Source organism: Burkholderia sp. AU16741, from assembly GCF_002223345.1.
Classification (GTDB): Bacteria; Pseudomonadota; Gammaproteobacteria; order Burkholderiales; family Burkholderiaceae; genus Burkholderia; species Burkholderia sola.
This window is the reverse complement of record NZ_NKEZ01000004.1, coordinates 303,342-326,336: the sequence shown is the minus strand read 5'-3', so window position 1 is coordinate 326,336 and position 22,995 is coordinate 303,342. Positions and strand designations below refer to the sequence as shown.

The window sequence follows — 22,995 nt, the reverse complement described above, 5'->3', positions numbered from 1 at the left end:
GTTGAAAGGGAAACGGGCAATAAAAAAGCCACGGAAGGCCGTGGCTGGTGGGTCGAACAGCTTGTGCGTAACCGGTGAAGCGGAGGAGGGTTACGCGCGAGTCCGTGACGAGCCGGCGGCATCCGGGCGGAGCGGCGAGCGGCGACGTCGGAGAGCGGACAGGAAGCGGTTCATGTGCGCAAGCATAAGGCATCCCGCGCCCCACTGTAAACCGCCGCGATGCCACGGATGTGACACGGCGGCGCGCAGCGGGGCGCGGCCGGCACTCAGACCGGATGCGCGAGATCGGCGGCGCTCGTGAACGAGTCCGCGTAGAACTCGTCGGCCGGCAGCGCGTGGTGCTGCGTGAAGTCGCGCTGCGCGGATTCGACCATCACCGGCGCGCCGCACGCGTAGACCTGGTGGCCCGACAGATCGGGCAGGTCCTCGATCACCGCGCGATGGACGAAGCCCGTGCGGCCCGTCCACTGGTCGGCGTCGTCCGGCTCGGAAAGCACCGGCACGTACTTGAAGTTCGGGATCTCGCGCGCCCACTGCTCGGCGAGTTCGGCGAGGTAGATGTCCTTCTTGCGGCGCGCACCCCAGTAGAGCGTCATCGGGCGCGTGATGCCCGAATGCTTCACGTGCTCGATGATCGCCTTGATCGGCGCGAAGCCGGTGCCCGACGCGAGCAGCACGATCGGCTTGTCCGAATCCTCGCGCAGGAAGAACGTGCCGAGCGGGCCTTCGAAGCGCAGGATGTCGCGCTCCTTCATCACGCCGAACACGTGGTCGGTGAACTTGCCGCCCGGCATGTGGCGGATGTGCAGCTCGATCGGGCCTTCCTCGTGCGGCGCGTTCGCCATCGAGTAGCTGCGGCGCGAGCCGTCCTTCAGGATGAACTCGACGTACTGGCCCGCGAGGTACTGCAGGCGCTCGTTCGCGGGCAACTGCAGCTTCACGACCATCACGTCGTCCGCCTTGCGTTCGAGCGCGGCGATCCGGCACGGCAGCTTCTTCACCTGCACGCCGTCGACGCCGGCGATCTCGCGCACGTCGATCTCGAGATCGCATTGCGCCTTCGAGCAGCACAGCAGCGCGAGGCCGCGCGTGCGTTCGTCGTTGGACAGCGCCGACGCGGCGTGCGGGCCCTGTTCGATCTGGCCCGACACGATCTGGCCCTTGCACGAGCCGCACGCGCCGTTCTTGCAGCCGTACGGCAGATGGACGTTCTGGCGCAGCGCGGCGGCCAGCACGGTTTCATCCGACTCGACCTGGAATTGCCGGCCGCTTTGCTTGAGAGTGACGTTGAATGCCATAGAACCAAACTAGAACAAAATGGGGGGGACCGTGCATGTCGCGCACGGCAGCTACAATGCAAAACCGTTGCGCGTCGCGCAACGGCGGCTACTGATCTCGCAACCAACATGATCGCGACACGAATCCTGCGCCGGCCGCGCGTACTGATCGTCGGCTGCGGCGACGTCGGCATGCGATGCGTCGCGCAATGGCGCGACACGCGCCGTAACCTGCGCATCCTCGCGCTGACGAGCCACCCGGCCCGCCGCGACGAACTGCGCGCCGCGGGCGCGACGCCGATCGTCGGCGACCTCGATCGCCGGGCGACGCTCGGCCGTCTCGCGGGCCTTGCCCGCACGATCCTGCATCTCGCGCCGCCGCCGTCCGACGGCCGCGACGACCGGCGCACGCGTGCGCTGATCGCCGCAACGTCCATGCCCGCGCGTCGGCCGGCGATACCGCCGGCACCGGCCGTCGGCCGGCTCCGAACGCTGCGCAGCGCGGCGCGACAGGCCGGCGCGCCCGTTCGGGCAGCGCGTATTGTACCCGACGGTTTTCGCGCGCCGAGGCTCGTCTATGCCAGCACGACGGGCGTCTACGGCGACTGCGGCGGCGCGCGCATCGACGAAACGCATCCGCTGCGCCCCGCGAACCCGCGCGCCTTTCGGCGCGTGTCGGCCGAGCGGCAACTGCGTGCGGCGACGGTGCGCGGCGTGCTGTCCGCGCGCATCGTGCGCATTCCCGGCATCTATGCGGCGAACCGCCTGCCGGTCGCGCGGCTCGAGCGCGGCACGCCGGCGCTCGAACCGGCCGACGACGTCTACACGAACCACATCCACGCGGACGATCTCGCGGCGATCCTGCGCCGGGCGGCCGAGCGCGGCAAGCCGGCGCGCGCCGTGCACGCGTCGGACGACACCGAACTGCGGATGGGAGAGTATTTCGACCGGGTCGCGCAGGCGCTCGGCCTGCCGAAGCCGCCGCGCGTGAGCCGCGCGGATGCGGAGCGCGTGCTCGAGCCGACGCTGTTGTCGTTCATGCGCGAGTCGCGGCGCCTGTCCAACGCACGGCTCAAGGCCGAATTGTGCGTGACGTTGCGCTATCCGACCGTAGACGATTTCCTTCAAACGCTCGCGCCGGGCAGCGCGTCAGGTGAGCGCCGGTAGCGCCTCGATCAGCAGGAAGCACAGCAGCGCACCGATCAGCGCGCCGATCAGGTTCGGATGATATTTGTGCTTCAGATGCATCGTGGCCAGCAGGCCGCCGATCACGACGACGCCGATGACCGCGAACGCGATCATCACGGACGACAGTTCGAAAGAATGGTTGATGTTCATGATGTCTCCCCCTGCATCGCCGCTCTTGCAGCTTGTGATTTCAGTATAGCGGGGGAACCTGCGGCCGAGAGGCCGCCAGACACCGAACGGTCGTGCGGATTTTCCCTTACAGGGTTTTGACCGGATTGCGCAGCATGGAAAGGTCGGCTTCATCGAGCCACCGCCAGGCGCCCGGCGCGAGATCGGCCGGCAGCGCGAAGCCGCCGATGCTTTCGCGGTGCAGCAATTCGACGCGGTTGCTCGCCGCCGCGACCATCCGCTTGACCTGGTGGTATTTGCCTTCCAGCACGGTCAGCGCGAGCGTGTGCGTGTCGCGGGCGTCGGCGGTGACCGCCGCGATCGGCTTCGGCTCGCCATGCAGCTGCACGCCGGTGCGCAGCGCGTGCAATTGGGCATCGTCGAGCGGGTGGCGCACGGTCGCGACGTAGGTCTTCGGCACCTTGCGCTTCGGCGACGTGTACGCGTGCACGAACTGGCCGTCGTCGGACAGCAGCAACAGGCCGGTCGTATCCTGGTCGAGCCGGCCGACGCACTGCACGCCGCGCGCGACGAGCGGCGCGGGCAACAGGCTGAACACGCTCGCATGGTGCTGCGGATCGCGCGAACACTCGTAGCCCGCCGGCTTGTTGAGCGCGAGATAGGCGCGCGCGTGGAACGGCCATGCCGTATCGTCGACCGCGAACACGAGGCCGTCGGTGTCGAAGGTGGCGTCCGGGTCGGTCGCGGCGGCGCCCGCGACGGCGACGCGGCCTGCTTCGATCAGGCCGCGGCACTGGCGGCGCGAGCCGAAGCCCTGGGTGTAGAGAATGCTTTCGAGATCCATAGCGCGCGCATTCTATCAAGCGGCGGCGCAGGGGCGGCATGAACGTGCATGCGCTGGTAAGCTGCCGGAACGCCGCGCCGCGCGCGGCGCCCGTTCATACTTCACGGACCGTCCATGCGTTTCGATTCATTCCCGTTCGGCCGCCACGCGGCCGCCGTCGTCGTCGCCGTGACCGTCTCGTCTGCCGCGTTCGCGCACGCGCATCTCGCGAAGAGCGACCCGGTGGCGGGCGCCGCGCCGGCCACCGCACCGGCCGCCGTCACGATCGACTTCACCGAGCCGCTGGAGCCGGCATTCAGCTCGATCGTCGTCGTCGACGGCGACGGCAAGACGGTGTCGAGCGACCGCGCGCGCATCGACGCGTCGAACCGCAAGCGGATGACGGTGCCGCTCGCGGCGCTCGGCGTGGGCGCGTATACGGTGAAGTGGGTGGCCGTCGCGACCGACGGGCATCGCACGCAGGGCGCGTACGGCTTCACCGTGAAGTGACGCAACGGCGGCGGCCGGCCCATGCCAGGGTTGCCGCGCGCCTTTATCCGACAGGGAGTTTCCCCGCATGAATCCGACGACGCTCGACGCACTCGCCGATTTCCCCCGTCAGCTCGAAGCGCATTTCGCGGCCGTGCCCGACGGCTATGCGCGCTGGACACCCGACGACTGGGCCGGCATCCCGAGCGAGCCCTTCTCGCCGCTCGGGCAGCTCTGCCACGTGCGCGACATCGAGATCGACGGCTATCACGTGCGGCTGCGTCGCATGCTCGACGAAGACCACCCGCTGCTCGTGTCGATCGACGGCGACTCTCTCGCGATCGAGCGGCGCTACGACGACGCGTATGCGTCCGACGTGCTCGCGGCGATTCGCGACGCGCGGCGCGAGACGCTGGCGCGGCTGTCGCGCGTCACGCCCGAACAGTTCGAGCGTACCGGCGCGTTCGACGGCTACGGTTCGCTGACCGTGCGCGGGCTCGTCCATTACCTGTGCAGCCACGACCAGCAGCATCTCGCCGGCATGCAGTGGCTGCTCGGCAAGATCGACGCGGCGCGGTACGCGCGCTGAGCGGGCCGGCGGCCATGCCGCGAATAATTGCAGAATCCGCCGCCGCCGTCGGTGCGGCAGACCACCTTGCGTCGCTTCGATTGGATCGGTTTTCTGGATAATCCATCCAGCCGCGGCCGGCTGATCGGCACGCCGCGCATGCCTACACTCCTAGCTTCGTTCAACGAAAAAAGGAGTCAACCGTGGCAACTCATACGCTCGCAGACAAGGTCGTCCTGATCGCAGGCGGCGCAAAGAATCTCGGCGGCCTGATCGCCCGGGACCTGGCGGGCCACGGCGCGAAGGCGGTGGCGATTCACTACAACAGCGCGGGGTCGCAGGCTCAGGCCGAGGAGACGGCCGCGGCGGTGCGCGCGGCCGGGGCGGAAGCCGCGACGTTCCGGGCGGACCTGACGACGGCGGCCGCGGTCGAGAAGCTGTTCGACGACGCGAAGCAGCGCTTCGGCAAGATCGACATCGCGATCAACACGGTGGGCAAGGTGCTGAAGAAGCCGTTCACGGAAATCAGCGAGGCCGAGTACGACGAGATGTTCGCGGTCAACAGCAAGTCGGCGTTCTTCTTCATCAAGGAAGCCGGGCGGCACCTGGAGGATCACGGCAAGCTCGTCACGCTCGTGACGTCGCTGCTCGGCGCGTTCACACCGTTCTACGCGGCGTACGAAGGGTCGAAGGCGCCGGTCGAGCACTTCACGCGCGCGGCGTCGAAGGAGTACGGCGCGCGCGGGATCTCGGTGACGGCCGTCGGGCCCGGCCCGATGGACACGCCGTTCTTCTATCCGGCCGAAGGCGCCGATGCGGTCGCGTATCACAAGACGGCCGCCGCGCTGTCGCCGTTCAGCAAGACGGGGCTGACCGACATCGAGGACGTCGTGCCGTTCATCCGCCATCTCGTGACCGACGGCTGGTGGATCACCGGCCAGACGATCCTGATCAACGGCGGCTACACGACCAAGTAACCGGGCCGCTTGCCGCCGCGCGGCGCCCCGCACTGGCGCGTTTGCGTGGACAATGGACGGGCGCGCGGCCACGAGGTCGCGCGCCCGTTTTCTCTTGTCGCCGAAGCCGGCCGCGATGCGCGGCGGCCGGCGCCGATCGTGGTTCGAACCCGGGTTTCCCGCCGATGGACAAGCTGGATCAGGTCAGGATCTTCCTGCAGGTTGCCGAGATGGGCAGCTTCATCAAGGCCGCGCATGCGCTCGACGTGCCGCGCGCGACCGTGTCGGCGGCCGTCCAGCAGCTCGAGACGGCGCTCGGCACGCGGCTGCTGCACCGCACGACGCGCCAGGTGCAGCTGACCGCCGACGGCGCGCTGCTGCTCGAACGCGGCCGGCGCCTGCTCGCGGAAGCCGACGAACTCGATCGCCTGTTCCGGCGCCGCGACCGCGACGTGGTCGGGCGGCTGAACGTCGACATGCCGAGCCGGATCGCACGCCGCGTCGTGGCGCCCGCGCTGCCGTCGCTGTTTCGCCGTCACCCGAAGCTGCAACTGTCGCTCGGCTCCACGGACCGCGCGATCGACCTCGTGCAGGAGGGCGTCGATTGCGCGATCCGCGTCGGGCGGCTCGCGGACAGCAGCCTCGTCGTGCGGCCGCTCGGACAGTTCACGCTGATCAACTGCGCGAGCCCCGGCTACCTGCGCGAATGCGGCGTGCCCGAGCATCCGGATGCGCTCGCGCACGGGCACTGGGCGATCGGCTATGCGTCGCCGACGACGGGGCGCGAGCTCGGCTGGGAATACTGCGCGGACGGGCAGCGGCACACGCTGACGCTGCCGAGCCGCGTGATCGTCAACAACGCCGAAACCTATATCGCCAGCTGTGTTGCGGGAATGGGGTTGATCCAGATTCCGCGCTTCGACGTCGAGCATTTGCTGGCGAGCGGCGCACTCGTCGACGTGATGCCCGGCCACCGCGCCGAGCCGATGGACGTGTCGGCCGTGTATCCGCACCGCCGGCATCGCTCGAGGCGGCTCAACGCGTTCATCGAATGGTTCGGCGCGTTGATGGCGGAGGCATTGAACGACGCGGGCGCGAGCGACGGCGGCGACTGAAAGCGGGATCGTGCCGGTATCCGCGGGCCGCCCGCCGTTTGCCGGCCCGTGGCGCCGCTCGAGCGGCGGCGCGAGGGGCAGCCCGTGCGGCGAGCGCGCCGCGCGTGCTCAGGCGGCGAACTGCCGCGTGCGCCCGGTCGCCCGCACCGCGTCGATCAGCGCGGCGCCGACGCCCGCGGGTTTCGACGCGAATGCGTAAAAGCGGGCGGCGGGCAGCGCCGGCAGGCCGTCGTGCGGCCCGCATGCGCGCAGGCCGTCGCGCAACTGGCTGCGCGCGAGCGCCGTGACCGCGAAGCCGGCGAGCGCGGCCGACATGCAGCCGGCCATGCTCGCGCTTTCGAACAGCACGCGAAACGGCCGCAGCGCGGCTGCGAGCGCGGACACCGCGGCTTCCCGGTACACGCACGGTTCCGGAAACAGCGCGAGCGGCACGCCTTCGTCGGCGTCGAGCGCCGTATCGGCCGCGAATGCCCACACCAGCGGCTCCTCCCACAGCAGTTCGCCCGGCGTGTCGACCTGCCGGCACTGCTTGCCGAACACGACGTCGAGCCGGCCCAACGATTGCTCCCGCAGCAGCGACGCGGTGATGCCGACCTTCAGTTCGATCGACGTGCGCGGATGGCTGTCGCGGAACGTGCGCAGCACCCGCGGCAGCCACGTGCCCGCGAAATCCTCCGACGCGCCGATCCGCAGCGGCCCGTGCGCCGGCGCGCCGCGCAGCCGTGCGCGCACCTCGCGCTCCATGTCGACGATGTTGCGCGCGTACGCGTACAGCGTGTCGCCGGCCGGCGTCAGCGCGATCCGGCGCGTCGTGCGCGCCAGCAGCACGGTGCCGGCCGCCTGTTCAAGCCGCTTGATGTGGCCGCTGACGGCGGATGGCGTCAGGGCGAGGCGTTCCGCGGCCGGCGCGAACCCGCGGCTGTCGACGACTTCGAGAAAGGTGCGCAGCAGCGCGATGTCGAGCGCGGTGGACGCGGGATCGGTCGGCGGTTGCATGGGTGAATTCAACGCAATATTTGAAGAGTTAATCATGATACTCCGCGAATCGTGATGAAAGGGTGGCCTACCATCGTAGGTTCCTGCCGACCTGACGGAGTACATGATGACGACCTATGCGCAAGCGACGACCGCGTCGCTCGACATTGCCTATCTCGAATGGAACCCGCGCGGCGAGCGCGTGGCCGTGTTGCTGCACGGCTGGCCGGACAGCCCGGTCGGATGGGAGGCGGTGGCGTCGGCGCTGGCCGCGCGCGGCTACCGCGTGCTCGCGCCCGCGTTGCGCGGCTTCGCGCCGACGCGTTTTCGCGACGCGTCCGTACCGCGCAGCGGCCAGCTCGCGGCGCTCGGGCGCGACCTGCTCGAATTCGTCGACGTGCTCGGTATCGAGCCGCCCGTGCTGGTCGGGCACGACTGGGGCGCCCGCGCGGCCGCGAACGCGTGCGGGTTGCGCGACGCCGCCGCATCGCATCTCGTGATGCTGTCGGTCGGGTACGGCACCAACGATCCCGCCCAGCCGCTGTCGCTGCAGCAGGCGCGCAACTACTGGTATCACTGGTTCATGGCGACGCCGCGCGGCGAGCAGGCGCTGCGCGACGACCGCCGCGCGTTCGCGCGCCTGATGTGGGACACGTGGTCGCCGCCGGACTGGTATCGCGACAGCGATTTCGATGCGGCGGCCGTGGCGTTCGACGGACCCGACTGGATCGACGTCGTGCTGCATTCGTACCGGCAGCGCTGGGGCTTCGCGCCGGGCGCGCCGGCTTATGCCGACGACGATGCGAGGCTGAACCCGGCGCCCGTGCTGACGGTGCCGACGCTCGTGCTGCACGGCGGCGCGGACACCTGCAATCATCCGGACAGCTCGGCCGGGCGCGAGCGGTTCTTCGCCGGGCGCTACGAGCGGCACGTGCTTGACTGAATCGGTCACTTCCCGCAGCGCGAATCCGCGGCGGCGGTCGCGGACGCGATTCTCCGGTTCTGCGAGCGAGGGTGACGCGCGCCGGCCGGCCCGACGCGCGAAGGATCAGCCGCCAGCGCGCGGCGCGAGCAGATCGGCGAGCCCGATGTTCTTGAACATCTCGCGGCGGATGCGGTCGCCGACGCGGAACACCTCCTCGGCGCCGTCCTGCGACGGGTCGACGAATACGCGGTAGGGGCGCTTGCCGGCCGGCGCCGCGACGAGCTCGGCGATCGCCGTGGCGACGGCGCCCGCGTCGGCGTCGGCCGGTTCAAGCGCGGCGAGGCCCTTCAACGCCTGATCGGCGACGCCTGCGTACGGCCCGCTGTCGTAGGCGGCCTGCACGGCGGTATCGGCCGGCTTGCCCGCATGAAGAAAGTGATTCGTGCCGCGGGTGAACGCGCCCGGCACGACGATCGACGTTTCGATGCCCCAGCGCGCGAGTTCGGCCGCGTAGGACACCGCGAGCGAATCCATCGCGGCTTTCGCGGCGAAGTAAGGGGCGAGGAACGGCGGGGTGCCGCCGCGCGCCGACGAGGACGACACCCACACGAGCAGGCCGCGGCCCCGGCGGCGCAGGTGCGGCAGCGCCGCGCGGTTCACGCGCTGGGTCGACACGACGTTGACGTCGTAGAGCTGCGCCAGCTGTTCGGGCGTGAACGCTTCGGCCGGCCCGAACACCATGTGACCGGCGTTGTGGACGACGACGTCCAGACGGCCGTGGTCGGCGATCACGCGGTCGATGGCGGCGTCGACCGATGCATCGTCGCCGACGTCGAGTTCGACGCTGCGCAGGTCGACGCCGTGTTGTCGCGCATAGGCGGCGATGGCGGCGACGCGCGGCGCATTGCGCCCGGTGCTCTCGCGCATCGACGCGTAGACCGTGTGACCGGCGCGGGCGAGTGCCTGGGCCGTCAGCCAGCCGAAGCCGCTGGACGCGCCGGTGACGAGGACGATTTCCTTCATGAGCGATCTCCTGGCGAAAAGATGAGGCGGCGGCGAGCGGCCCGTCAGCACATGCCGCCGTTGGCGCGCAGGATCTGCCCGTTGACCCACGCGCCGTCGGGGCCGGCGAGGAACGCGACGACGCGCGCGATGTCGTCGGGCTGGCCGAGCCGCTCGAGCGGGTTCAGCTTCGCGAGCCGATCGACGAGTTCGGGGCTCTTGCCCTGCAGGAACAATTCGGTCGCGACCGGTCCCGGCGCGACGGCATTCACGCGGACGCCGCGCCCGCGCATTTCCTGCGCGAGCACCTGCGTCAGGCTTTCGACCGCCGCCTTGCTGGCGACGTACACGCCGTAAGTCGGCATGCGCATGCCGATCACGCTGGTCGACAGGTTGATGATGCGTCCGCCGTCGCGCACCCGCCTGGCCGCTTCGCGGCAGACGTTGAACGTGCCTTTCACGTTGATGGCGATCGTTTCGTCGAACAGCGCGTCGTCGCAGTCGGCGATGGCCGCCAGCTTCATCACGCCCGCGGAATTGACCACCACGTCCAGGCCGCCGAATGCTTGTTGCGCGGTGTCGAACAGCGCGGCCACGGCCGCCGGGTCGGCGACGTTCGCCTGCACCGCGACCGCCTGCCCGCCGTCGGCGACGATCGCGTCGACCACTTCGCGGGCCGGGCCGGCGCTTCCGGCATAGTTGACGACGACCCGGAAGCCGTCCCGGGCGAGTTGGCGGGCGATTTCCGCGCCGATGCCGCGCGACGAACCCGTGACGAGGGCGACTTGTTCCGATGTGCTCATGTCCTGCTCCTGGTGAGTGGATGAATGCCGTTCGATCCGGCGACAGGGCTACTGTAGGCTTCCTCGATAAATAAAAATAATGAATAATGATCAGTCAATGGATGACTGAAAGTATGTCTCATGAGATTCGACAGCAGGCTGCTCAGCGGTATCGGGGTGCTCTCCGCGGTGATCGAGGCCGGCACCTTCGCGCGGGCAGGCGAGGCGCTGGGGTTGACGCAACCGGCGGTGAGCCGCGCGGTCGCCCGGCTGGAAGAGCGGGTCGGCATCCGGATCTTCAACCGCACGGCGCGCGCGATCACGTTGACCGACGAAGGGCGACGCTTTTACGAGGCGGTCGCGCCGCTGCTGGCCGGCATCGAGGAGGCGGCGCTCGATGCCGGCCAGTCGAAGGCGCGCGTGAGGGGGCGGTTGCGAGTCAACGTGGACGGCACGTTCGGCCACGCCGTGCTGGCGCCGCGGATGGCGGAATTTCTCGACCGCTTTCCCGACCTGTCGGTCGAAATCAGCGTGCGGGACCGGATGGGCGACCTCGTCGCCGACGGCTTCGACGTGGCCGTGCGCTTCGGCATCCCGGAGCCGTCGTCATATCGCGCGCGCCTGCTGCTCGAGACGCGCGTGCTGACCTGCGCGTCGGCGGCCTACGTCGCGCGTCATGGCGAGCCGAGGCACCCGCGGGATCTCGCGGACGGTCATCGGTGCGTGCTGATCCGCGATCCGGTGACGGGGCGGCCGTACGAATGGGAGTTTCATCGGGGCAAGGAAGTCGTGCCGGTCGACGTCGCCGGCAGGCTGACGGTCAACGATACGGGCGGGCTGCTCGGCGCATGCGTGGGCGGCGTCGGCATCGCGCAACTGCTGGAGCTCTATGCGCGGGACGTCCTGGCCGACGGGCGGTTGGTGCAGGTGTTGCCCGAATGGGCGGACGAGACTTTCCCGCTTTACGCGTATCACCACGCGTCGAATCTCGTTTCGGCCAAGGTGAGGGTGTTTCTCGACTTCGTGCGCGAGTTGACGGCTTGAGTGGAGCGGCTGCCCGGCGAAGGGCGCCCGTCAGGTCATTCGGTGCGGTGGGGGAAGGTTGTCCGGGAACGGATAGGGCGCATGTGGCCCGGGACAGTCGGGTACGGGCGGTGCGCTCGGTCTGCCGCCCCCCGAGCATGAGCGCCAGCACGGTGGCGAGCACGCCGCCGCAGATCCGGCAGGCAATCGCGCGCATGGACATGGGCGGCCTCCGTGGTCGGCATTCCCTGAGGCTTGGACTGCCGGGCGGGCACCTGTTGCGGCGAACGCGGCGCAAAAACAAAAAACCCGCGAAGCGGCGAGCTTGCGCGGGTTTCGACGAAGGCAGCGCGGACGCTGCGAAAGACTGGTGCCAGGGCCGGAATGAAATTATTCGCTGTAAGGCCCGTGCTGTAAGGGGATTGCTTGGGGGGTGTTGTGGAGTTGCCCCCGGAGTTGCCCCCGCGCTGCCGGCGCAGCCACTATACGAAGAGATCAAGGTCCATTCTTGCCTCGCCAGATGCGAAATTTTCTGGAGAGTTGGAGATAACGGCTCAACTCGGCCTCTCTGCCTTATCTGGCGGGGCTTTGGTTATCTCCAAGTGTATCTCCAACACACCTATTTTTCTGGAGATAAGTTTGGAGATAAGCGTCGAATGCATCGAGCCACGTCGACCAGCTCGGGAATTGGCCCGCCGTCTGGGACGCTGCGCGCAAAGAATCTCCCGTGCCGCCACTCCTCCGCGCGCAGAAACAGAAACGGGCCTTGCGGCCCGTGAAAAGTGAATTTGGTAGGAGAGGCGTTACGCCGCGTCGCGTACCCGCATGATTGTCTGGCGGCTCGTGCCGAATTGTCGGGCGAGCGCGGCCACGCTCGCCCCCGCATCCAGCTCGCGCAGCACCTCCGCCCGCTGTTGGTCCGACAGGGCGGACGGCCGTCCCATCGTCTTGCCTTCTGCCTTAGCGCGAGCGATGCCGGCATGCGTTCGTTCGATCAGCAGATCGCGTTCGAACTCGGCCACCGCGTTCAACACCTGCATTGTCATCCGGCCGGCCGCACTCGTCAGATCGACGCCGCCCAAGGCGAGACAATGAACCCGGATACCGCGCTCGGCCAAACCCTCGACCGTGGCCCGCACGTCCATTGCATTGCGGCCGAGCCGATCGAGCTTCGTCACGATCAGCACATCGCCTTCTTCCATCCGGTCAAGTAACTTTGCGAAGCCCGGCCGCTGATCGGCGCTCACGCTCCCTGAAATGCTTTCCGATACGACGCGGCGCTTGTCGACGGAGAAGCCGGCCGCCTCGATCTCGCGTAACTGGTTCGCGGTGGTCTGGTCGGACGTGCTGACGCGGGCATAAGCGAAGGTTCGGGACATATCGGGCACTCAATCTGTACGAAATAGATGTCCGAATATAGACGCCTGTCCAAAATACTTCAACCCTTATTTTTGGACAGGGCGGAAAGGGGTTGTCCGAAAGGGATCGGTTTTGGACTGGTGCATTTTGATTGGAGGCCGGTTACCTTCTGGTCGGTCTTTACCGTCGCTCGCGATGTCGTCGTCTCGAATATCGGATGCCGATGCCGATGCGAGCGAAGACAAATCGTCGGTATTGGCTGACTTCCACCGATCAGGCGCCCGTTTGACTGGCGTATGCCGCTTTGCTTTCATTGAGATGCCGTGCAGACTGATCGGTTGAGGGTAAGTGCGAACGAGTCCTTACGACCACGAACAGCACTCCACACGGCGTCCCATTTCTGTCTACAAAACGAATTCGACACCGCCATTCGACGCTATCTCGCTCGTGTATCGTCTTGCCTGCAATGGAGGAGTCACGCCGTCCCGCTCGCTGGGACGATCCTCCTATCCAGGAAGTCTGACAAATCTGGGGGGCACGGGAGAAGGCTCGCCAACGATTCAACGCACCCGGCAAGTGATAGCGTCCACGTTGGAGTCGCTCGTTTTAGCCCCGAGAGTTTTGCTTTCTCACGATCGCTGACATCACGGGTGAATAATGTGAGAATCTTCCAAAAGAACCAAAGCTCGTACTTTCCGCGGATATAACTTTGCGGTTCGCGTTCTTTGAGATATCGCCGGTAAATCGTCCTCAGCTCCCGAGACGTCGGCTTGGCTCCGCTATTTAGCATATTCGTTGCGCCAAGAAAATGTTGACCTGCTCCGTGTGCGTAGACGCAATTCTGTGAGCCGATGTCAATATCGAAAATTTTGTCCAGTTGAACGTTGTTAAGGTTCAGCTTAACGATCGGTCGGCTATCTATACCACGTCCGAAAAGCACGATCGCCATAAGAATTCGACTTCGATTTTGGAACTTGCGCTGCAGTGTTCGCAGTTTTTCGAGCGAGTCCTGCAAACGCTCGTCCCTGCTCGACAGATGGAGGCGTTGGACCCAAAATTCTCGAAGTACAGCTTCACTCACCAAATAGTTCTCGATCGAGTAGCAACGCGTTTGAAACAGGTTCGATTCCGCTATTTGCTCTTGTGCAGTTCCGACGATGTCGCTGTGGTCTTTGTCGATGAAAAACAGCGATCTATCGGAACATCGTCCGTCTCGCAACGTAAGTTCGTTGACCTTCAATACTTCCGTCCTTCCGTTGCAAATGAACGAATGCAACTGACGCGCGCCCAATCTGCGTAAGATATGTGGCGCATAAAATGACGCGTCCTCGTCGCCCTCATAAAAAGCAAAGTGCGCGTCGGCTGGAACTTCAGCAAGCGCTAATATGAACTCGTGAAATACAGAGTGTCCCCGGCGCGACTCTGCGCGCAATTCGTCCGCATAGCTCATAGACGGGCCTTAGTGCGTTAATTTTATTAATTTTGAAAGATCAACGGCATACGGATCCAAGGCATTCGAATAGATAAACGGGGAATGTGTAACGGCGACGAGCAGCTTGCAGTTCTCCGAGTCGACTATGTCTGGTAATAATAGTTTCTGCCAAGGCACAGATAGCGACAACTCCGGCTCGTCGATCAATACAATCTGAGATTTTTCCTTTGAAAGATAGAGGTGCGTAAACAACGATGCGACCTGTTTCTCGCCCGATGAGAGCATTCTCCAATCGAGAGGGCTTCCGTCGCGGTCGATGACTGTCGAAGTGAAATTCGCATCGTTATAGACAAGCTTTTTTCCCACTAAATATTTATTGCAAGTCTTGACTAATGTCCTTATCGCGATCTCACTGCTGTGCAAGTCAGTATAAATATCCAGCAATCGAGAGAAGAAATAGGCCAAATAGCGATCTCGTGCCTCTGGAGGATTTGCGCCGGTCCTTATTCTCCGGATAGCATTCTGGACCTCGCGCTTGTCGTCGGCGCTCAAAGTGTTCTCCTCAACGCGACGCAATACCGTCTCGACAACGGCGTCACTCATTGTCTCGATAAGTTCCGGCCTGACCTTATCCGCGCGACTCCTTATGATGTCTTGAAGGTAACTTGCCGTTAGAGTAGTAAGCTGCTCGCGGGTTCGCTTTTGTATGGTTTCGAGTTCTTCTGAAAGCTTCTTTTCTACGTCCTGCATGCCGAATTGCACCAGTTCGACGTAACCCTTAGAGCGTGTCCGAACCGTGTCGTCAACAGACATTGTTAATTTCTGTAGATCTTCATTATCGGCGTGGGGGAAAATTGCCTTCAGATCCTGTTCGATGCGCCTGTAGGTGGGCAGGTAAATGACCTGGTGCCCACCAGCTTCTCTAATGATCGAATTAAGTGCAATTATTGAGTGTGGGTCGGCGAGCGATTCAAAGAGATCTGCTTGCATTGAACTCGGTAAATCTCCTATCATTCGACGAAGATACATCGACGGCATATTGAGGTCGCGGGAGATTACAGCGAAGAGCTTATCGCGATCCGAGTCGGGTGTGTACCGTATCTGCTGAAAAAGTGGGTGCGATAACATCTTAGAAAGCAGCGCGCGGGGCAGCATATTGCGGTTCACGTACCGTGCCACTAGCTTCTGATACCTATCAATCGAATTAACTTTCGACTCGACATCGGATCTTGTGATTTCGACCTCGCTTCCATTAATGCACAATTGAATGGAGGAGAATTCAAAATCGATTAGCTTCGTCCACTGATCACTGAGTACGAAGTACATGAAGTTGATGACCGTCGTCTTGCCGAGTCCATTTACCCCAACAAGAATTAGTCTATTATCGGCGATCGGAATTTCAATGTTGTACTTGCCATGAAGGCCGATAATTGAAAACCGTGTTAACTGTAAGCTCATCGCATGCACTCAAAGTGTGAAAATCGATTGTCTGTGTTTCAAATTGTAACGCAATTTAAGCTAAAGAATCCTGGGCCGTTAGCCAGACGGCCGCTGAGGCGGCACGGGTTGAAGCATCATAACGCCGCTAATCGCCTAACACTGGTCAGCGCCGAGGCATAAGACGCTTCCTTTTGCAATTGAGGTGGCGGCCGCGCTTACCATGGGGGGCAGGATCGTCTATTTGCTTGCCGTTGTGCATACGCCTCTTGCCGTACTGGTGGATGGGTGCTTTGTGTCGCACTCGGAGCACGGGACATCCGGGTCTGTGTCTGGCAGGCGTGCCTGAATACTGGCGGGGCAGTCCGGCTCGTCGTGAGCTGACGCTGGCCGCGCCAAGCAAATTTGACTGGCTGGGGATCGATCTGAATCTGCCTTACAGCAGCCCAGACATGGACGTCAGCGATCGCCGACAACTGGGCATCGGGCGGGCTTCAGAGTGGACCAGTCGTTCTAGCGATTACCACATGGCTCCGGCGAGCGTCCGAAAGTGGCCGACTACAGCCCAACGGCGAGTCGCTGTCGGATGCCGGCGTCGAACGGACTGCATCCGGCGGAAGCCGACCCGAAGCAGCCGGTCGGCATACCGCAGAGCTGAAGGCTGTTGTGCGGTCACCTGTTGTCTTGCTCTAACCCAAGAGCGGTAATCGTTTCCTCTACCGATCCGGTAGCGCTAACAGGTTGTCGGTCCAACGTCCATCGGCGACCGTCTGGACGTATTTAGTTGGGCCATTATGATTGACGTGTACCCATGCGCCCTGACGTTGTGGATTCTGGTCTGGGCACCAAACAGACGTGTTTCCATTTTTTTCAATGAACGAGACCATCTGATCTCGGCTTGAGCTTCCACTTTCGGTCGTTTCGCGACCATCAATGCACTTGACCCACCAAAGTTGGCTGAGGTGCTCGTGGCGCTGGCCTCCGGTCATGCGTTTAGCTATGCATTTGAAGGTGGTTGTCATGGTTTGCCCCCGTTCAGACAAAGAATCGTGTTTGTTCGGACTATAGGACAAGGTATTTACGCTGGCTAACCGAATTCGAATAGGGAATTCCCTATCGGTGGATGCGAAGATCCGAACGGCCGATGAAGCAATGCAACATCCACTCGTGAAGCTCAATGACCGGTTGCTGGGTGGAGTTGAAATTTGGAAAGCAGAGCAATGAGGCCGACGAACGTCGCCTCATGGTCGATAGCTACCGTCCCCACGAATCCTTCTGGTGACGCTCCACTGGCGCAGTCCGTGTCTCGGTTAATCATCACGTGCTCAATATCACGTTCGATCTCGTGCGCCGGGTGTGACGATGAAGCTTAATTTTGCGACGGCCGAAATTTAGGTGCCTATCGTGGCCTGTCCCTCTCGCGCGGTGACGATATCCTGATATACGAACGGTTTCGTTTTTCTTTGTGGCCAAAAGAGACCGCCCAAGACACTTTGCGTCGGAGCAATTTCTCGTGTTAGTCCGAGACAAATCTTTTATGGGGGCAGACCTTTCGATATAATTGAGGTACTTGTTGGCACCTAATCGAACACGGCTCTAGGAATCTGTGGGCGATGCAGGGGAAAAAAGGCGGGGAATGCTCAATCGTTGAGCATATTTCGTCGCGCTGACGAGAGGGTGCCGGGGGTGTGCTACCAACACATCCCACCGGCGATTTTTTGGCTTGGCTGCCTGTTCCATAATTGGAGGAACCACAAGAGCCACCGCGCCTAGGAAACGCATAGCTCTTGTTAGGACGAATGATACCGCGCGCGGCGCGCCGTGCAAAGTAACTTTGCAAAGTTACTTTGTGCCTCTCCCGCGAACTTCATTGCGCCCGTACTTTGATAGTACGGCGCGGTTTATTGCCGCCGCTTTCCTCCTTCTTGCGGAACAGGCCATTTCTGAACAGAAAATGGCTCTTAAGATTCTTCGACTTATTGGTGTACTGGATTGCGTCGGCGTCAAGAAAACGACGCTGTATCGCTGGATTCGTGAAGGCAAGTTTCCAGCGCCGGTCCAGTTAGGGACCAGGAGCGTCGGCTGGCGCGCGCAAGACGTCCAGAACTGGGTCGAATCCCGCCAATCGACGCGGGGGCAAGCATGAGCGCGCCCTCCCTTATGATCGATCGCGGCGGCCCGTATGGTCGCGCGATGGGCGCGGCCGTCGCGGCGCGCGACGCCGCGTTCGTGCGTTGCCGCGACGCCCGCCTCCGCAAGCTCGCTGGAATCCTCGATGACATCGAGGGTTGCTTCTGGAATCGTGGCGACGACACCGCGAAGCTCGTAGCGATCGCCGTCACGCTCGCCTCGACGCTCGCGCTCGAAGCCCCGCATCTGACGACAAAGCAACTTGGCACCGCCTGCGAGAAGTTCGTCCAGGCGATCGCCGCTGCTGAACAGGATTCGGCGAACTATCGTCGTCGACAGTATCGACAGCTGCGGAAAGCCTATCGTGCGCTTTACAACGACATCGATGCGCAGTGCACGGACGGGACGCGCCGCTTGCAAGTTAGCGCCCTGCTGCGGGGCGTCGCGCTCGGCCAATCACTGGCGCAGGGCAGCTCGCGACTGGATATCGAACAGCTCAAGCTGGCGACCGCTGTGCTCAAGGGGGAGGCCGCCTGATGCTCCCCCAAAGTCACTTTGCACTAAGCAATACACGGCGTGGGCGTCGCGATTTGCGTCGTCCAGCATCGCGCGGTATCCTGTGCGCGTCGCTGAGACAACAGCGACCCGGATTGGCGTCCGGCAATCTCCAGAGGCGGATGACCGCCTCAGCGCGGTTTTTTTACGTCCGCACACTAAGCGCCTTCTACGGTCGGGCCTTGGTGGTGGAGCGCTCGCGCTCGCCGGTTTCCTCTGGGTCCGGTACGCCAACGCCGCCATGCGCCCGGCCACCTCAATTGGCGTTGAGGTCCGGGTGGTTCAACCCACCAGAGGAGGTCGCAATCCATGCGCCAGTCCATGCACGCCCATACCGGGCAGCAATCCCACCTCATTCAATCCATCGTCCGCGCAGCACTGCGCGACGCAGCAACCGCCAGCACGTATCAAGACGCGCTCGATGCAACCGGCGCGGCACTGGCCGCGATCGCCGCGCTTGTCCGTGCGGAGGTGCGCCATGGCTGAGCTGCGCTGCAAGATCGGCGATCTGGCGATCGTCACGAAGTGCGATGCTCGTTCGCGTATCGGCATGCTGGTTGAAGTGGCATCGGCTCGTCCGACGCTCGATCACGATTGGCGCGTGCGGATCTTGGGCGGCCCCGTCTCGGGGCGCAGCGTCTACGGTCGGCGGTCCGGCGAATTCACGCATGCAGCCGTCCACGACTGGAACCTCACGCCGATTCGCGGCGAAGCGGAGCTGGATTGCACGATCGATGTCGGGCAACTCCTCACGTCGATTCTGGAGGTACGCCATGTCTAAATACCGCCTGCCGAACGAAGTCACGATGATCGCCATGTGTGCGGCCCATCAATTCGCCCAGCTCGAAGCCCTGTTCGATGCTGTCCGTTCCCATCTTGCGGAGGGCACTTACGAGCGAGCGCTCGTCGACATGGGGCAAAGCGTTGCAAGCCGCTATTCGGCCGAAATGCGCCGCACTGCGCAGCCGGAGGTGTGCCATGACTGACCAGCGCCTCCGAACCGCGGTTGTCGACGGATTCGACAACGCACCGCCACTCGATACCGGCGCACCGATCGAGCTGCAATTCGCCGTCGACCTGGGCGCGATCTGCGCCGACGCATGGCTCGACCTGAAAGGCGATGTGCGGCTGCACGACTATGCGGCGCATCAAGCCGCTGCGTTCGCGCGCGGCATGGAATCCGCCATGCAGGACGCGGGCGACGTCGACGCGCACCGCGTGACGATCAGCCGCCAAGCATTCGCGGCCGGCCTGATGGGCCGCGTGCAACAGCACCTGTTCGCGGCACTCGGCCTCGTCACGCGCGAACCGCGCACGACACACTGAGGGACCGGCCATGGCAAATACGAACAAGAATGCCGTGCAACCGCTCGCGCCGCACTTCGTGGCCGAGGTGAACCGCCCCGATCCTACCCGCATCGGGACACGGATCAGCGATGCGATGGAGCTGCTGGACAGCCTGCATTGGGCGGCCGACAAGGCCATGTCCGATGACGACTACTGGCTTGTGCTGAGCCTGTTCCGCGCGTCCCTGCCGTCGATCGGCGCCGCGCTGGAGGCCGCCAACGACGCCCTTGGCGAGTCGCGGCTCGGCCGCTACGTGTACAGCAACGACGTCACGGCCGGCGGGGCGGTTCTGTCGGTGCCTCGCGCGGCCGGCTGACGCCCGCCGCTAGGCATCGCCGCATCATTCAATTCTTCGCGCGTCGGGTAGCTGCTTGCCCGATATGGACTACTAATCGGGAGTCTGCCGACGCGCGTCCAGTGGGAACCTATGAGTCACGCACTCCTATCCGAATTCGAGCGGGCCCGCGTCGCGCTCGGATATATCGCACCCGACGACCGCGACACGTGGCATCAGGTCGGGATGGCGCTCAAGGCCGAGTTTGGCGAGGAGGGCTTCGCCCTCTGGAACGAATGGAGCCAAGGCGCGCAGAACTACAACGGCAAGGACGCGCGGGATGTGTGGAAGTCGTTCAAGGGCGGCAAGATCACCATCAACACGCTGTTTCACCTCGCCAAGCTTGGCGGCTTCGATCCGCGCGCGCATCGGGCGAAGCCGGTCAATCCAGCAGAGCGCGAGCGGCAGAAAGCCGAGCGCGCGGCCCGCGAAGCGGCCGAGCTGGCCGAACTGACCGAGAAACAGCAAACCGCGTCGGCGCTCGCTGAATCGATCTGGTCGGCGGCCGAGCCTGCGCCGGCCGATCACCCGTATCTCGTTCGCAAGCGCATCCCGGTCGACGCGCTGCGCGTCTATCGCGGCGGCTTGTGCATCGGCACGGCCGCATGCGACGGCGCCCTCGTCATCCCGGCCCGTGACGCGGACGGCAAGCTGTGGACGCTGGAGTTCGTCCTGACGGACGGCCAGAAACGCTATCTGCCGAACGGCCGCAAGGCGGGCTGCTTCTCGTTGATCGGCGGCCCGCTATCTTTCGCGCCGTCCACGCTGCTGATCGGTGAGGGCTACGCCACGTGCGCGACGCTCGCGGCCGCGACCGGCTATCCGGCCGCCGTCGCGTTCGACGCCGGCAACCTGCATGCCGTGGCGACGGCGTTGCGCGGCCAGTATCCGGCCGCCCGCATCGTCGTGTGCGCCGACGACGACCACACGACAAAGGGCAATCCGGGCGTCACGAAGGCCCGCGCGGCGGCCGAGGCTGTCGCCGGCATCGTAGCCGTGCCGGACTTCGGTCCGAACCGCCCGGCAGCCGGCACCGACTTCAACGACCTGGCTGCGCACCTCGGCCCGGATGCGGTGGCCGCCGCCGTGCGCGCTGCGCTCGCGCCGGCCGGCTCGGCTGACGTCGGCAAGGGCAAGGTCGCACCAGCCACCGCGAAGCCCGCCAAGCGCCCGAAAACGGCCCGCGCGCAGGACGGCAAGTCGCGGTTCGTCGTCGACGACAAGGGCGTGTGGTTTCACGGCTTCAACAATCAGGGCGACCCTCTCCCGCCGCATTGGGTCAGCACGCGTATCGACGTGATCGCGGAGACACGGAACGAGATGAACAGCGAGTGGGGCTACCTGCTCGAATTCACGGACCGCGACGGCATCCTGAAACGATGGGCGGTGCCGGCCGGCCTCTTTGCCGGCGACGGTACGGAGCTGCGCCGCATGCTGCTCGACATGGGCGTGAAGCTCGGCGTGACGCAGATCGCCCGCACGCAGATCGCCAACTATGTCCAGATGGCGCAGCCGGACGAGCGCGTGCGCTGCGTGCCGCGCGTCGGCTGGCATCACGGCGCGTTCGTGCTGCCCGATCGCGTCATCGGCACCGGCAAAGAGGCGCTGATCTATCAGGCCGATACGCCGATCCAGAGTCAGTTTAAGGAGCGCGGGACGTTGGACGACTGGCAACGCGAGGTCGCAGCCTACTGCGTCGGCAATAGCCGGCTGCTGTTCTGCGTCGCAACCGCCTTCGCTGGTCCGCTGCTGCACTTCTCCGGGCTTCAGTCGGGCGGCTTTCACCTGCTCGGCACGACGTCCAAGGGCAAGTCGACGGGCGGCGTCATCGCCGCGTCCGTGTTCGGCTCGCCGGACTACGTGCGGAGCTGGAAGGCGACCGACAACGCGCTCGAAGCCGTCGCGACGCAGCATAGCGACGCGCTGCTGATCCTCGACGAAATTGGACAGGTCGAGCCGCGCTTGGTCGGCGATGTGATCTATATGCTCGCGAACGAGTCGGGCAAGGCCCGCGCGTCGCGTAGCGGCTCGGCCAAGCCCGTGCTCACGTGGCGGCTGCTGTTCCTGTCGAACGGCGAAAAGAGCGTGTCCGCGTTGATGGCCGAGGGCAACAAGCCCATGAAAGGCGGTATCGAGGTGCGCTTGCCGGCGATCCCGGCCGAGGTCGGCGAAATGGGGGTGGTGGAGAAGCTGCACGGCTTCCCGACGCCGGCCGCGCTGATCGAGCATCTAGAGCGGCACGCCGGCATGCACTACGGCACGGCCGGCCCCGCGTTCATCGAATGGGCGTCGTCGCAGGCCGGAGAGCTGGCCGAGCATCTGCGTGTGCGCGTCGATGAGCTGGTCGGGCAATGGGTGCCGGACGGCTCGCATTCACAGGTCGCGCGCGTCGCCAAGCGGTTCTGTCTCGTTGCGGTGGCCGGCGAGCTGGCGACGGCGCACGGGCTGACTGGCTGGCCGCAGGGCGAAGCGGTCGAGGCAGCACGTCGCTGCTTCGAAGGCTGGCTCGAACTACGCGGCGGCACGGGCAACTCCGACGAAGCGGAAGCCGTGCGGCAGGTACAGCATTTCCTCGCCGCACACGGCGACAACCGTTTCGTGTGGATGAACCGGGCGCAGGACGACCATCGGCCGAACGTGCCGCATCGAGCGGGCTTCAAGCAGCACGTGAAACGCGACGAGCGGCGCACGCCCATCGCATCCGATCGCGAGTATTACGCCGAGTTCGGCGGCAAGATGAGCGCCGACGATGCCGAAAGCGTCGAAACGGAATACCTGATCGAAGCGGCCGTATTCCGCAAGGACGTGTGCGCCGGCTTCGATCACAAGATCGTCGCCAAGGCACTGATGAAGCGAGGCGTGCTGATGCCGCGTAGCGACGGCTATCCGTACCGGCAGGAATACATCCCCGGTCACGGCAAGTTCATGGTCTACCGTGTGCTGCCGTCGATCTTCACGCTTGAGCTGTGAAAAGCACCGCCGCCGTCCGGGAGGGCGGTGGCGGGCGTTCCTTTGCGCGGCATTTTTCACCCGCGTGTCAAAGTTACTTTGAGCGATCCGCTCCAGATGGAACGGGGCGAGCGCTTGCTGCGAATCTTGCCTCAGCCGTAACAATCCAGCCCGGTTTATCTCCAGTATCTCCAGCGTTC

General features: G+C 64.6%; 24 protein-coding genes and 1 pseudogene. 15 read left to right on the top strand and 10 right to left on the bottom strand.

The features are described 5' to 3' along the window. Nucleotides 1–266: 266 nt before the first annotated feature. Nucleotides 267–1,298 (bottom strand): CDP-6-deoxy-delta-3,4-glucoseen reductase, encoded by a 1,032-nt coding sequence (locus CFB89_RS13000; RefSeq protein WP_089468232.1) that lies wholly within the window; start codon nt 1,296–1,298, stop codon nt 267–269. A 108-nt stretch (nt 1,299–1,406) separates the two neighbouring features. Between CFB89_RS13000 and CFB89_RS12995 the strand changes: the two genes are divergently transcribed. Beyond that, the gene (locus tag CFB89_RS12995; RefSeq protein WP_089468231.1) at nt 1,407–2,444 is read left to right on the top strand and encodes an NAD-dependent epimerase/dehydratase family protein; all 1,038 of its coding nucleotides are present in this window, start codon (nt 1,407–1,409) and stop codon (nt 2,442–2,444) included. Here the strand turns inward: CFB89_RS12995 and CFB89_RS12990 are convergent. Together CFB89_RS12990 and CFB89_RS12985 are read right to left on the bottom strand one after the other, a co-directional pair. Then, nucleotides 2,427–2,615 carry a hypothetical protein gene (locus tag CFB89_RS12990; protein WP_089468230.1) on the bottom strand — a complete coding sequence of 63 codons (189 nt, stop codon included), beginning with the start codon at nt 2,613–2,615 and terminating at the stop codon, nt 2,427–2,429. The two genes, CFB89_RS12995 and CFB89_RS12990, sit on opposite strands and share 18 nt — an antisense overlap. A 106-nt stretch (nt 2,616–2,721) precedes the next feature. Then, nucleotides 2,722–3,438 carry a 16S rRNA pseudouridine(516) synthase gene (locus CFB89_RS12985; RefSeq protein WP_089468229.1) on the bottom strand — a complete coding sequence of 239 codons (717 nt, stop codon included), beginning with the start codon at nt 3,436–3,438 and terminating at the stop codon, nt 2,722–2,724. Between the two features lie 114 nt (nt 3,439–3,552). Here CFB89_RS12985 and copC point away from each other — a divergent pair, with 114 nt between their 5' ends. The 4 genes from copC to CFB89_RS12965 all read left to right on the top strand — a co-directional run bounded on the left by copC (nt 3,553) and on the right by CFB89_RS12965 (nt 6,545). Beyond that, nucleotides 3,553–3,927 carry a copper homeostasis periplasmic binding protein CopC gene (copC, locus tag CFB89_RS12980; RefSeq protein ID WP_089468228.1) on the top strand — a complete coding sequence of 125 codons (375 nt, stop codon included), beginning with the start codon at nt 3,553–3,555 and terminating at the stop codon, nt 3,925–3,927. A 67-nt stretch (nt 3,928–3,994) separates the two neighbouring features. Continuing rightward, nucleotides 3,995–4,495, top strand: coding sequence for a DinB family protein (locus tag CFB89_RS12975; RefSeq protein ID WP_089468227.1), 501 nt, complete (start codon nt 3,995–3,997; stop codon nt 4,493–4,495). Between the two features lie 182 nt (nt 4,496–4,677). Then, nucleotides 4,678–5,451, top strand: a complete 774-nt coding sequence (locus tag CFB89_RS12970; protein WP_089468226.1) for an SDR family oxidoreductase — start codon at nt 4,678–4,680, stop codon at nt 5,449–5,451. A 164-nt stretch (nt 5,452–5,615) separates the two neighbouring features. Continuing rightward, complete coding sequence (locus CFB89_RS12965; protein WP_089468225.1) at nt 5,616–6,545, top strand: LysR family transcriptional regulator; 930 nt, start codon at nt 5,616–5,618, stop codon at nt 6,543–6,545. Between the two features lie 108 nt (nt 6,546–6,653). Here CFB89_RS12965 and CFB89_RS12960 read toward each other — a convergent pair whose 3' ends face one another. Continuing rightward, entirely contained in the window at nt 6,654–7,541 is an 888-nt protein-coding gene (locus CFB89_RS12960; protein WP_089468224.1) for a LysR substrate-binding domain-containing protein, read from the bottom strand. A 106-nt stretch (nt 7,542–7,647) separates the two neighbouring features. On the opposite strand from CFB89_RS12960, the pseudogene CFB89_RS12955 reads away from it, so the two are divergent. Beyond that, nucleotides 7,648–8,538 (top strand): annotated as a pseudogene (locus CFB89_RS12955) (alpha/beta fold hydrolase). Between the two features lie 30 nt (nt 8,539–8,568). Here the strand turns inward: CFB89_RS12955 and CFB89_RS12950 are convergent. After that, entirely contained in the window at nt 8,569–9,468 is a 900-nt protein-coding gene (locus CFB89_RS12950; RefSeq protein WP_089468223.1) for an SDR family oxidoreductase, read from the bottom strand. A 44-nt stretch (nt 9,469–9,512) separates the two neighbouring features. Further along, nucleotides 9,513–10,250 carry an SDR family oxidoreductase gene (locus tag CFB89_RS12945; RefSeq protein ID WP_089468222.1) on the bottom strand — a complete coding sequence of 246 codons (738 nt, stop codon included), beginning with the start codon at nt 10,248–10,250 and terminating at the stop codon, nt 9,513–9,515. Nucleotides 10,251–10,370: 120 nt separating this feature from the next. Between CFB89_RS12945 and CFB89_RS12940 the strand changes: the two genes are divergently transcribed. Continuing rightward, nucleotides 10,371–11,273 carry a LysR family transcriptional regulator gene (locus CFB89_RS12940; RefSeq protein WP_089468221.1) on the top strand — a complete coding sequence of 301 codons (903 nt, stop codon included), beginning with the start codon at nt 10,371–10,373 and terminating at the stop codon, nt 11,271–11,273. Nucleotides 11,274–12,055: 782 nt separating this feature from the next. On the opposite strand, the gene CFB89_RS12935 is transcribed toward CFB89_RS12940, so the two are convergent. From CFB89_RS12935 to CFB89_RS12920, 4 genes are all read right to left on the bottom strand, one after another. Beyond that, nucleotides 12,056–12,631, bottom strand: coding sequence for a recombinase family protein (locus tag CFB89_RS12935; protein WP_089468220.1), 576 nt, complete (start codon nt 12,629–12,631; stop codon nt 12,056–12,058). Between the two features lie 455 nt (nt 12,632–13,086). Further along, entirely contained in the window at nt 13,087–14,061 is a 975-nt protein-coding gene (locus CFB89_RS12930) for a DUF4435 domain-containing protein (protein ID WP_089468219.1), read from the bottom strand. Between the two features lie 9 nt (nt 14,062–14,070). Beyond that, complete coding sequence (locus tag CFB89_RS12925) at nt 14,071–15,501, bottom strand: AAA family ATPase (protein WP_089468218.1); 1,431 nt, start codon at nt 15,499–15,501, stop codon at nt 14,071–14,073. 695 nt (nt 15,502–16,196) lie between these two features. Continuing rightward, a complete protein-coding gene (locus tag CFB89_RS12920; RefSeq protein WP_256979668.1) occupies nt 16,197–16,469 on the bottom strand; it encodes a DUF3892 domain-containing protein in 273 nt (90 codons plus the stop codon). Between the two features lie 965 nt (nt 16,470–17,434). Here CFB89_RS12920 and CFB89_RS12915 point away from each other — a divergent pair. From CFB89_RS12915 to CFB89_RS12875, 8 genes are all read left to right on the top strand, one after another. Then, on the top strand, nt 17,435–17,626 hold the full coding sequence (locus CFB89_RS12915; protein ID WP_089468275.1) for an AlpA family transcriptional regulator: 192 nt from the start codon (nt 17,435–17,437) through the stop codon (nt 17,624–17,626). Further along, a complete protein-coding gene (locus CFB89_RS12910) occupies nt 17,623–18,147 on the top strand; it encodes a hypothetical protein (RefSeq protein ID WP_089468216.1) in 525 nt (174 codons plus the stop codon). The genes CFB89_RS12915 and CFB89_RS12910 overlap by 4 nt, the downstream gene beginning before the upstream one ends. Before the next feature lie 327 nt (nt 18,148–18,474). Then, complete coding sequence (locus CFB89_RS12900) at nt 18,475–18,651, top strand: hypothetical protein (RefSeq protein WP_038759735.1); 177 nt, start codon at nt 18,475–18,477, stop codon at nt 18,649–18,651. After that, the gene (locus CFB89_RS12895; RefSeq protein ID WP_089468274.1) at nt 18,644–18,946 is read left to right on the top strand and encodes a hypothetical protein; all 303 of its coding nucleotides are present in this window, start codon (nt 18,644–18,646) and stop codon (nt 18,944–18,946) included. The genes CFB89_RS12900 and CFB89_RS12895 overlap by 8 nt, the downstream gene beginning before the upstream one ends. Beyond that, on the top strand, nt 18,939–19,151 hold the full coding sequence (locus CFB89_RS12890; RefSeq protein ID WP_006765346.1) for a hypothetical protein: 213 nt from the start codon (nt 18,939–18,941) through the stop codon (nt 19,149–19,151). Before CFB89_RS12895 ends, CFB89_RS12890 begins: the two co-directional genes overlap by 8 nt. Next, on the top strand, nt 19,144–19,491 hold the full coding sequence (locus CFB89_RS12885) for a hypothetical protein (protein WP_089468215.1): 348 nt from the start codon (nt 19,144–19,146) through the stop codon (nt 19,489–19,491). Before CFB89_RS12890 ends, CFB89_RS12885 begins: the two co-directional genes overlap by 8 nt. Before the next feature lie 10 nt (nt 19,492–19,501). Further along, nucleotides 19,502–19,828, top strand: coding sequence for a hypothetical protein (locus tag CFB89_RS12880; protein WP_089468214.1), 327 nt, complete (start codon nt 19,502–19,504; stop codon nt 19,826–19,828). A gap of 111 nt (nt 19,829–19,939) precedes the next feature. Next, the gene (locus CFB89_RS12875) at nt 19,940–22,816 is read left to right on the top strand and encodes a DUF927 domain-containing protein (protein ID WP_089468213.1); all 2,877 of its coding nucleotides are present in this window, start codon (nt 19,940–19,942) and stop codon (nt 22,814–22,816) included. The last annotated feature ends 179 nt before the right edge of the window (nt 22,817–22,995 follow it).